Below are 11,867 nucleotides of genomic sequence, written 5' to 3'. Positions count from 1 at the left end.
GTGGCGTGGTACTATACTCGCGTCAATGAATTTAATTTTGGCCTCATCTAGATTCCCAAATACTTTTTTGCATTTCAATTTCTATTTCAAAGGCTGTACTTCATTTTTACATTTATTATTTTTATGTCAAAAATGATTCTAACTCGTTGTTTTCATTTATAGAGCTTATTTTAATCTTTAAAATATGAATATAAACGACAGCAACAACGGATTTGGAACGGTGCCGATTCTGAATAAATGAAGGGAAACATGTGTTGATTCATTATCGTTGAAACAAGAAAGTGGGGAAGATTTATGGGGGAGCAAAAAAGTAGAAGCAGACATCTGATTGATCCAGAAATTATCAGTGCAGTTGATTTAATACCAACAACCGACCTTACCAAATCTACACTAATGGAATCACGTAAAAACCAATCTCAAATGATGCAACAATTAGATGTAACACAGATGTTCCCTGTTACATTGGAAAAAAGGGTTGTGCCAAGTTATTTTAACGGTCCAGATATTCAAATAGAAATCATTAAGCCCAAACAATCAAAGCATAATAAGATGCCTCTATATTATTCGATACATGGAGGCGGGATGGTCTTAGGAAGTCCAGTCGTGGATCGTCCTGCTAATGCAGCTCTTGCTGCAGAACATGGTTTCTGTTGTGTATCTGTGTACTATCGCCTAGCGCCAGAGCATGTACAGCCAAGTCAGTTACAGGATTGTTATTCGGGCCTAAAATGGTGTATTGAACATGCGGAAGAGTTAGGGATAGATACTGAGAAAGTTGCCGTCGGGGGCAGTAGCGCTGGTGGCGGTTTGGCGGCTGGCTTAGCTTTGTACATTCGTGATCAAAAGGAATTCGAAATCCATCATCTAAGATTAATGAGGCCAATGCTAGATGACCGCACAAGTATCGCACCGGAGCATCCATACGCAGGAGAGTTTATTTGGACAAAACAAAGCAATTATTTTGGCTGGAAATCTGTATTGGGGGTTGAACCGGGTTCCGAGGAGGTAAGTGAATATTATGTGCCGGCCCGTGCCAAGTCTTGGGCCGGGTTGCCACCGACTTATATAAATATAGGTACCGTTGATTTATTCATTGATGAAGCCTTATTTTTTGCTAAACAACTGGTATTTGATGGTGTCTTAGTGGAATTACATGTCTATCCCGGGTACCATCATATGTCTCCCGCTTTTCCAAATGCGCATTTTTCAAAAGAAGGGGCTAGAACAAGTGAACACGCCTTACTGAAAGCTCTGAAGATATTTGATATAAATTCTAATGAGTATAATACTAAACGCTAATAAGGTACGATTGCAGTAAACAAAGCACTGTTGGAGAATATCCATCAGTGCTTTTTCATACCTACTTATGACCTGAACAAATAATTAATTGATAGATTCGGTTGAGAGTCATTATATTTTTTCTACTCTTCCGACTTTTACCACCCATTTAGGGTAAAATAATACCAAGCATAAAATCCAACTATGGAAGTGGTGATGCCCCATGTCAACGAGCAGCAAACCGAATAGATTAGCCAAGGAAAAATCACCGTACCTATTACAACATGCTTACAATCCGGTAAACTGGTTCCCTTGGTCAGATGAGGCTTTTGAAATTGCTAAGCGTGATAACAAGCCAATTTTTTTGTCGATTGGCTATTCGACTTGTCATTGGTGTCATGTGATGGAGAGAGAATCTTTTGAGGATCAAGAGGTAGCTGAGGTATTAAATCAGGATTACGTATCCATTAAAGTGGATCGAGAGGAACGTCCGGACGTGGATCATATTTATATGTCCATCTGTGAGACGATGACGGGGCATGGGGGCTGGCCGCTGACGATTATGATGACGCCGGATCAGAAGCCTTTTTTTGCGGGTACGTATTTGCCAAAGGAGCAGAAGTTTGGGCGTGTCGGACTTTTGGAGTTGCTGGGTAAGGTGGGAATCCGATGGAAAGAACAGCCGGATGAGCTGATGGAGCTGAGTGAGCAGGTACTTACCGAGCATGAACGACAGGACTTGCTTGCTGGTTATCGCGGAGAACTGGATGATCAATGCTTGAATAAAGCTTTTCATGAATACAGTCACACCTTCGATCATGAATATGGTGGCTTCGGAGAAGCACCGAAGTTTCCTTCTCCACATAACTTGTCTTTTCTGCTGCGATATGCACAACCTACGGGGAACCAGCAGGCACTGGAAATGGTAGAGAAGACGCTGGATGCGATGTCACGGGGCGGAATCTACGACCATGTAGGCATGGGATTCTCAAGGTACTCAGTGGACGAGAAATGGTTGGTGCCGCATTTTGAAAAAATGCTATATGATAACGCTTTGTTGGCCATCACGTATACAGAAGCTTGGCAGGTGACAGGCAAAAGACTGTACCGACAGATCACTGAACAAATTTTTACATATATCGCAAGAGACATGACGGATGCAGGAGGTGCCTTTTATTCGGCAGAGGACGCGGATTCTGAAGGAGAAGAGGGGAGATTTTACGTCTGGAGCGACTCTGAGATAAAGGCTGTATTGGGCGATGAGGATGCCTCTTTTTTCAACGACTTGTACGGAATCACACCTTACGGTAATTTTGAAGGTCACAACATTCCAAACCTGATTGATATCAATTTAGAAGGCTACGGGAACAAGCATGACTTGACCGAGCCAGAACTGGAGCAGCGGGTCAGTGAGCTAAAGGCCAAGCTGTTTACTGCCAGGGAGCAGCGGGTTCATCCTCAGAAGGATGACAAGATTTTGACCTCGTGGAACGGGTTGATGATTGCTGCTTTGGCCAAGGCGGGGCAAGCTTTTGGAGATACCAGATATACAGAGCAAGCTCGAAAGGCAGAGACGTTCTTGTGGAACCATTTGAGACGGGAAGACGGACGCCTATTGGCACGGTATCGGGATGGTCAGGCAGCTTACCTCGGCTATGTAGATGATTATGCTTTTTATGTGTGGGGTTTGATCGAGTTGTACCAGGCGACCTTCGATGTACAATATCTGCAGCGGGCACTGACGCTTAATCAGAATATGATTGATCTGTTTTGGGATGAAGAACGGGACGGGTTATTCTTTACCGGATCAGATAGCGAACAATTGATATCCAGACCCAAAGAAATTTATGATGGTGCGATTCCGTCGGGTAACAGCATTGCGGCCCATAATTTTGTGCGACTTGCGCGGCTAACGGGGGAAACTCGATTGGAAGACTATGCTGCCAAGCAGTTTAAGGCTTTTGGCGGGATGGTTGCTCATTACCCCTCAGGCCACTCAGCGCTGCTCAGCGCGTTGTTGTATGCGACGGGAAAGACGAGTGAGATTGTCATTGTAGGTCAAAGGAATGATCCGCAGACTGCCCAGTTCGTTCAGGAGGTTCAAGCTGGTTTTAGGCCAAATATGGTTGTTATTTTTAAGGATAAAGGACAGCCGGAGATTGCAGAAATAGCTCCTTATATCCATGATTACGATCTTGTGGATGGCAAACCAGCCGTATATGTGTGTGAACATTTTGCCTGTCAGGCACCTGTCACCCATATCGACGACCTTAAGGCTATGCTGGATAGAATAGAATAAAGCGAATTTAATCCCCTTGCGGGTGGAGCATATGGTGATTTTCGATCAATGACCTTATGTGTGCCACCTTCAAGGGGATATTTTATGTAAAGAGGTAGGTATAGTGTAGTGAAACTAACATTTTCTTAACATCTACATTGCATTTTTTTTAATAATTTTTAGGTATATTATATCAAAGAACCGGTTCCGTTTAGCCTTGTGGTGTTCGAAAATAAGTACATATACCTATTCAACTAGCGTGTTTATATCTTTTTATATCCAAGCATTTCAGCAGGAGATGTGAAAAAACGTGAAAGGGAATCTGTCGGGTGACTGCCATCATAGACAAGACGAAGCGGCTCACCATAGGTTACGAAATTCAGGCGATGAAATGGAGATGCTAAGTAATGAAGAAGTTTTCAGGGGAAAAATGGAAGATAATAAGGGTACTCAGCAAAAATTTTAAAACAAAGCTAATGGTGGCCTTTATTGCCTTTCTGATCATACCATCCATGATTGTGGGGGCTCTTTCGTTTGAGAGCGCTAGTCAGCAGATTCGAAACCAGATCGAAGAAAGTGCCGAGCAGGCTATAATTCGTACTAATTTTATTATTGATAGTACTATTGAACCCAAGCTACATGATGCAGAATATTTTGCAGAAAGACTAAAAGGCAATCGGGTAGAGACCGAGGAACAAGCGGCTAAACTGAAAGAGTTGTTTAAGCAATATGCTGCACTTCACCCAGAAGCAGAATCCATCTATTATGGTACGAAAGACGCTAAACTTACAACCTATCCACCAAAGCAATTACCAGATAATTATGATCCACGTATTAGACCTTGGTATGATGAAGCGATAAAGGGAAATACAAAGACAGCGATTAGTTCACCTTATCTTTCGGCAGACTCAAAGCAGATGACGGTTACGGTGTCGAGAGCAACGACAGATGGATCCGGTGTTATTGGTATTGACCTGAAAATTAGTGGTATTAAAGAGACATTGAACAATATTAAAGTAGGTCATGAAGGTTATGCCATATTGCTGGATAGCAACCATACTTACATTGTTCATCCAACGAAGGCAGCAGGCGCCAAAATTACAGATATTGAATCACGCATGTTTCAGAGCGACACAGGTGAATACGAATATGAATATGAAGGTCAGCCCAAGTATATGAACTATGCGACCAATAAGCTGACAGGCTGGAAGATAGGCGGAACGCTATATTTATCTGAAGTTGATGAAGCAGCTCAGCCGATTTTGTTCAGCACTTTGCTTACTATTGTCGGTTGTCTTGTGATTGGTGTTATTATTGTTTATTTCCTAATCCGTTCCATCATCAAACCGATTTTAAAGCTTAAAGAACAGGCGGTAAATGTGAGCGCAGGAGATCTGACACAGGACATTCAAGTCATGAGCAAGGATGAGATTGGAGAATTAGGAGCAGCTTTTCAGAATATGCAGCACAACTTGCGATCCGTTATTCAGAACGTAGGAAACAGTGCGGATCACGTCGCTCTTTCTTCGAATGAGCTGACGATAAGTGCGGAACAAACCAGCGCTGCAAGTGAGCAGGTATCCCAGGCTGTGCAAGAAATTGCTAGCGGTGCGGAGAAGCAGACTACGGGGCTGGAAAATAATTCGGTTGCACTGGATGAAATAGCACAAGGAATCACCCGAATTGCTGAACGCTCGACTTCAGTAGCGGATTTGGCCAGACGTTCTGCCTTACAAGCTGAGGAAGGACGAAAATCTGTGGAACAGACAGGCGAGCAGATGAATTCCATTCACCAGTCAGTAGAGCGTTCCAACCGGATGATTCAGACCTTGCAAGCCCGCTCTCATGAAATTGGAGAAATTACGAAGGTCATTGGCGATATCTCCAATCAGACGAACCTGTTGGCCTTGAATGCAGCTATTGAGGCTGCTAGAGCAGGTGATCATGGTAAAGGCTTTGCCATCGTTGCGGATGAGGTGCGTAAGCTGGCAGAACAGTCTCAGAGTTCTGCCACCCAGATTGCCAACTTGATTGGCGAAATTCAGCAAGAAACCGAAACTACGGTGGAAACGATGGATAGGGTCACGACTGAGGTGAAGGACGGACTACAGATTTCCAAAGAGACCATTGTGAAGCTGAATCATGCGATGGAAGGCATTCGGGAGACTACGCCTCAGATAGATGATGTTGCCTCGATTGCCCAGCAAATATCAGCTAGTGTACAAGAGATTGCAGCAACAGCCAGTGAGCTAGCGACGATTGCAACCGGTAATGCCGCCACATCTGAAGAAGTTGCCGCCTCCTCACAAGAGCAATTGGCTTCTATGGAGGAAATTTCGGCTTCTGCTCAGTTGCTTTCCAATATGGCTGCTGATTTGAAGGTGATGGTCAGTCGTTTCAAATATTAAATACGAGCTTGAACGTTATGGAATCTATAGTACAATAAATGCTCGGGACAGAGCCTTATGGCATAAGGAATCTGTCCTGAGTTTTTTTTATATTTCCGATACAGCTTCTGGCAACATATGAGAGATTACAAGGAGGACGAAACACTTGGTTCGAGATTTATTGCTATATACGATCGTGATATTATTGTTAGTTTTGATTTTTCAGCGTCAGCTCATTCGTCAGTCGATCACAGGCGTATTTTATGGACTGGCAGGAATTCTGTTCTTATATTTTGGCATAAGTGATAGAACACTGCTGACCTGTGTGTTGGAAATAGGGATTGGTCTATTGTTCATGACTCTGTTTGGGCAGGCCCTAACCCCCACCAATTATACATATGGACAGCGATTGTTGGACAAAAATCATGATCTGCTAACTTTACTTCGAGTTCAACCTGGCTTTACCTTCAGGCTGGAGAAAAGGGGTGATGAATTTTATTATATGCTGCTTGATGGTGAATTGCTGGAGCGTATGGGTCTGAATCTGCAAGTCAATTTCAATAAATGGGAGCATGTGAAGCGTATTGGGGATATTTTGGAGCTTTCCTCTGAAACACTGGAGCAGCTTACCGAATACTACAAACAGGCTTGGTTCGGGGATCGGACCGTATTTGAATTGGAGTTTTGGGAATATTCAGCTTTAATTACCTTGCATCCTGTCAGGGTCGACGGGTTCACCAGATATGTCATCGGTCATGTATTGGATATTACGGAGTATAAAGCTTCCGAGCAGAAAAGAAAGGAGATGAGTGAATCTAACCATGCAAAAAGCATTTTTCTAGCTCATATGAGCCACGAAATTCGAACGCCGCTGAATGGCATCATCGGGCTCTCAAAGCTGTTGAGTAAGACTCAACTGACTGACGTTCAAAAAGATTACCTCCACAAGCTGCTCGCCTCCTCGGGTACTCTTTTAGACATGCTCAATAATGTATTGGATTTTTCCAAGATAGAGGCTTGTAAGCTGGAACTGGAAAGGGTCGAATTTGAGTTGGAAAACATGCTTCGGCATCTCGCAGATACTATTGGGACTTTGCTGGAACATAAAGAAATAGAGGTCGTTTTTATAACAGACCCGGAATTGCCGAAAAGCTTCAAGGGAGACCCGCTTCGAATGGAGCAAGTACTTTTAAATCTTATGACCAACGCCATTAAATTCACAGATCAAGGGCATGTTTTGTTACAGGTAAAAATGGTAGGCCAGCAGGACGGACGAGTGAGTGTCACTTTTATGGTAGAAGATACGGGCATAGGCATTTCCAAGACGGGAATGGACAAGCTATTTGTCCCTTTTACCCAAGTGAGCACATCAACCCACAGATATGGGGGTTCCGGGCTGGGTTTGGCTATTAGCAAGCAATTGGCTGAAGCTATGGGTGGTAGCGTAGAAGTGAAGAGCTGTTTAGGAGAGTATAGTCAATTTTACTTTAATGTGGAGTTGGATATCGGGGATTTAAATGCAAGAAATACGCAGTTAGAAAAACCAATCAACGGCAAAGCCTTATTCATTGCACAGCATAAACTGGTGAGCCACAGCCTAAACGAATTACTGCAAGATTTGGGACTACAAACACTCACCGTTTCATCCTTTCAGGAATATGCAGATGCATTTCAAAAGGGCGAACATTTTGATTTTGTTATGATTGATATGGGGATGGAAGGCTTTAGAGAACTTGAATCATGGAGGCATTGGTTTCATATACTGGATAAGCAAATGACTCAGGTCATTGGGCTTACAACCGTGTTCCAGTTGGAAGAAGTAGCCGCTGAAGCTACAGAACATGGGGTGGATGCCTTTTTGTCTAAGCCAGTAACTCGGAACGCTCTTCTGGAGGTGCTCCGCTTTAGCCACGAGCAGGAAAAGTCAGTGTCGGTAGATCATCATAGTCTGGAAGCTGTTGCAACCATGAATTTGCAATATGAAGTAGGGGTCTCAACACAAAAGTATCAAATCCTCGTAGCGGAGGATAACGAGATTAGCCAAGTAGTGATAACCGAGTTTTTGGCAGAGCGCGGTTTTGAGGTAACGATAGTCACAAATGGAAGAGAAGTAATAGAGTTACTGGGGCGATGTTCCTGGGATATGGTGCTGCTTGATCTACATATGCCGGAAATGGATGGTTTTGAGACGGCCAGACATATTCGAAGAAACAGGGCTTTTAACAGACTCCCCGTTATCGCTTTTACCGCGGATGCTATGCAGACTCAACAGGAAATTTGTCTTCGTGCAGGCATTAATGACGTACTGCTCAAGCCTGTACATAAATTGACCGCAACAAGAATATTAAATAGCTGGATCCATTTAGCGTGGCTGCAAGAATTACATGGCATTCACGCGGAGAAGGCGATAGCCAGTATGGATGGCAAGGTGTATATTTTTCAATTTGCCCTACATAAATGGATACAGGAATACCAGTATCTTGATAAGAGAGTTGTGAGAAAAATGGATAATGGTCAGTTATCCTCTGCTCTTCGATTAATTCACTCGCTGAAGGGAGGGACGGGGAATCTGTGTGCGACTGAGCTGCTGGCAAAGGTGATAAAGTTGGAGAGAGCATTGAAGCGCAGCAATGAAACCTCAGGGGGAGAACTGTATCCAGACTGGAGAGAGCAACTGAGTATAGTTCAAAAGGAGATTAATCAAATTAAATCATCCATTCCCTGGATCTAACTGTGTTATTGCATAAATTTGTAGCCGATTCCCCAGATGGTCTTAATCAATTGTGGTTTCTTGGGGTCTTTTTCGATTTTTCTGCGTAAATGGTTAATATGTACGTCCACTGCCCTCTCATTAATAAAGGAGTCTGTGCCACGGAGAGCCTGAATCAAGGCATATCTACTAAATACAATTCCTCGGTTCGAATAAAAAAGCTTCATCAGCTCAAATTCCGAATAGGTCATCTCTACCATCTGGCCATTAACGATAACCATTCTTCTCGCCAGATCCAAAGAAATGCCGTTTTCAGGTTCAGCTTCAGGTGAAGTGTTTCTTCCTTGCAAGCGTGTGATTTTAATCCGACGGAAAAGAGCCTCGATCCTTGCTTTGAGCTCCTGCATACTAAAAGGCTTGCAAATATAATCATCTGCTCCCAACGTAAGTGTACGAATGCGCTCTGAAATGTTGTTTTCTGTCGAAATCACGATGATTGGCACGTCCGTATGCTTGCGTATCAGCGGGCAGGGATTCACGCCATCCAAATCTGGAAGCAACAGATCTAGCAGAATAATATCGGGCTGTTCTTTATCGAGTAGGGCAATTCCCTCAGTTGCTAGTTCCACTCGAGTAACGTTGTAGCCTTCCCCTGTTAAATATAAGGAGAGAGTGTCACCCAGCATATTATCATCTTCAATAATCAAAACATTAGACATGATATGTTTCCTTATCTATTTTTAAATTTAGCAAGTTCTTTTGATAGAGTAAACTCCTTTGGACAGTCTGTCAAAAACTCAGTTTTACTCTGGAAACCCAGTAGCCAGACAGTTTTGATATATATCTATTTGATATGAAAATGTACTTTTTTTGAGATTTATTACTATATTACATCATATTTCATATTTATTTAACAATATACTGCAAGGAAATGCCCTTAAATTACAATAAATTAACAAAAGATCTCAGAAACATGCATTGACTTTAATGAAAATTATGGTATTTTATTACATAGGAGTTGACATCCTCTGACAGACCTCTTAGAAAACCCCACTATTTAATCTTCCATTCATCTACTCTCAATGTGCATCTCTGTATTCTTTTGTACTCTATATGTTCTAGTGATCGTACTCATGATTTTATGGTGTGGATATCCCAATGTGATTTCAGACTGTCTACTCATTTTAGATTACATATTTACACTTTTTTTGCTTTCCTTGCTTGTATTCTTTCAAAAATCAGGTCAGCGGGAGGACGAATGATTATGAACACATTCGAAACACTGGAGTCCAATGTAAGATCCTATTGCAGAAGTTTTCCAGTTGTTTTCAACAAAGCGAAAAATGATGTTTTGTACACGGAGGCAGGAGAGGGATATATTGACTTTTTTGCCGGGGCAGGGGCTCTAAATTACGGGCATAATAATGACTTTATGAAAAACCGGTTACTAGATTATTTAACCTCCGATCGGATCATGCATGGTCTGGATATGTACACCACGGCCAAGCAAGAGTTTATGGAGTCTTTTTCCGAGCGTATTCTCCAGCCTAAGGGCTTGAATTATAAGCTTCAATTTTGCGGACCAACGGGAACCAATGCGGTGGAAGCAGCACTGAAACTTGCGCGTAAGGTGAAAAAAAGAAATGGCGTTTTTGCTTTTATGGGCGGTTTCCACGGTATGTCGCTGGGTAGTTTATCTATTACCAGCAACAATTCCATGCGAGAGAGCGCAGGAGTCCCACTGAATAATGTTACCTTTATACCTTATAACAGCACGTTTAACGGAATGGATACGATTTTGTACATGGAACAGCTTTTAACAGACACTCATTCTGGTGTGGAAAAGCCTGCTGCGATTATTTTGGAAACGGTACAGGCTGAGGGTGGTATTAATATCGCAGATAACGAATGGCTGCGTGAGTTGCGACAGCTGTGCGATGATCACGATATTTTGCTCATTGTTGATGATATTCAGGTCGGTTGCGGCCGAGTTGGTTCGTTCTTCTCGTTTGAGCGAGCAGGAATTGTTCCTGATATGGTTGTCTTGTCCAAGTCGATCAGTGGATACGGTCTGCCAATGTCTTTGTTGCTACTTAAGCCAGAACTGGACATTTGGAGTCCAGGGGAACATAACGGCACTTTCCGTGGGAATCAGCTAGCGTTTGTCGGAGCCAAGGCAGCGCTGGAGTTCAGAGACACGGTAGGGCTAGAAGCACAAGTGAAGGAAAAAGAGGCTTTTGTTCAGCAGTTCTTGCGTGAACATATCCAAAAGATTGATCCACTCATTGAAATTCGCGGCTTGGGACTGATCTGGGGAATTGATGTGACCCATCTGGGAGAAGCCTTCGCCAAGGAGGTAGCAACTCTCTGCTTTAGTAAGGGACTTATTATTGAGCGAGCTGGGCGTAACGATACGGTGCTCAAAATTATGCCTGCATTAACGATAAGTATGGAGAACTTGAGCAAGGGTTGCAACATTATTAAAGAAAGCATGGCACAGATAACCAGTAACTTGGTTACGCTGTAAATGTAATTCCATTAGCAAAACCCCTTGGTTGGAGCAGCCGTCTGCTGTAAGGTAAGCAGGTGTGTGCCACCTTCCAAGGTTTTTTTTGTGAAAATTAAGAAATAACCGCCTGCGCGTATTTTAGTGCAGATTGCTCCAACTGCTCATCTGTCAAAGTTGCGGCACCATACTGCACGAAATAAGGAAGCAATTTAACACCAATCATATGGCCTGTAGCTTCAAAAGGTCTCAACAGTTCTTCGATCGTGTATCTGTTTCGTCCGCCATGTTGATAGTTTTCCTCCACGCTGGCAGCGGACAAGGCGATCAACAACTCTTTGCCCTGTAGCTTGCCACCTTCGCTTCCATAAGCCCACCCGTAAGTTAAAACCTTATCCAGCCATTTTTTCAGCAGGGGAGGACTGCTATACCAGTAAAAGGGGAATTGCAGAACGATACGATCATGCTGCTCTAGCAGTTTCTGCTCATGGGCAACGTTGATTTGCTCATCCGGATATACTTCATACAGGTTGTGAACGGTCACACTGGATTGCTTCTTGAGTTCTTGCATCCATCTTTTGTTAATACGAGATTCCGCAAGATCAGGATGAACAACAATAACGAGTGTTGACATGTAAAACCATCTCCTCAAAGCTTATTTTTCGTAAGTAAATAACCATTACGCATGTAACGATTTTAGATTCAACC

General features: G+C 43.0%; 7 protein-coding genes. 5 read left to right on the top strand and 2 right to left on the bottom strand.

Annotation, left to right across the window (positions count from 1 at the left end; translation table 11 throughout):
• Positions 1–294 precede the first annotated feature (294 nt).
• From ACXHJ2_RS11195 to ACXHJ2_RS11180, 4 genes are all read left to right on the top strand, one after another.
• Positions 295–1,299 carry an alpha/beta hydrolase fold domain-containing protein gene (locus ACXHJ2_RS11195; protein ID WP_165083584.1) on the top strand — a complete coding sequence of 335 codons (1,005 nt, stop codon included), beginning with the start codon at positions 295–297 and terminating at the stop codon, positions 1,297–1,299.
• Positions 1,300–1,501: 202 nt separating this feature from the next.
• Positions 1,502–3,577, top strand: coding sequence for a thioredoxin domain-containing protein (locus ACXHJ2_RS11190; protein ID WP_058831307.1), 2,076 nt, complete (start codon positions 1,502–1,504; stop codon positions 3,575–3,577).
• A 386-nt stretch (positions 3,578–3,963) separates the two neighbouring features.
• Positions 3,964–5,964 carry a methyl-accepting chemotaxis protein gene (locus ACXHJ2_RS11185; RefSeq protein ID WP_165083582.1) on the top strand — a complete coding sequence of 667 codons (2,001 nt, stop codon included), beginning with the start codon at positions 3,964–3,966 and terminating at the stop codon, positions 5,962–5,964.
• Positions 5,965–6,109: 145 nt separating this feature from the next.
• A complete protein-coding gene (locus ACXHJ2_RS11180) occupies positions 6,110–8,674 on the top strand; it encodes a hybrid sensor histidine kinase/response regulator (RefSeq protein ID WP_165083580.1) in 2,565 nt (854 codons plus the stop codon).
• Between the two features lie 5 nt (positions 8,675–8,679).
• Here ACXHJ2_RS11180 and ACXHJ2_RS11175 read toward each other — a convergent pair whose 3' ends face one another.
• Positions 8,680–9,372: a response regulator transcription factor gene (locus ACXHJ2_RS11175; protein WP_013371096.1), complete on the bottom strand. Its 693-nt coding sequence runs from the start codon at positions 9,370–9,372 to the stop codon at positions 8,680–8,682.
• Between the two features lie 545 nt (positions 9,373–9,917).
• On the opposite strand from ACXHJ2_RS11175, the gene ectB reads away from it, so the two are divergent.
• The gene (gene ectB / locus ACXHJ2_RS11170; RefSeq protein ID WP_058712083.1) at positions 9,918–11,180 is read left to right on the top strand and encodes a diaminobutyrate--2-oxoglutarate transaminase; all 1,263 of its coding nucleotides are present in this window, start codon (positions 9,918–9,920) and stop codon (positions 11,178–11,180) included.
• 94 nt (positions 11,181–11,274) lie between these two features.
• Here the strand turns inward: ectB and ACXHJ2_RS11165 are convergent, their stop codons facing one another.
• Positions 11,275–11,793: an NAD(P)H-dependent oxidoreductase gene (locus ACXHJ2_RS11165; RefSeq protein WP_013371098.1), complete on the bottom strand. Its 519-nt coding sequence runs from the start codon at positions 11,791–11,793 to the stop codon at positions 11,275–11,277.
• Positions 11,794–11,867: the final 74 nt, after the last annotated feature.

This window comes from Paenibacillus sp. ALE3, assembly GCF_054113405.1.
The sequence above is the reverse complement of the archived record's forward strand: the minus strand, read 5'-3'. Positions and strand labels throughout refer to the sequence as shown.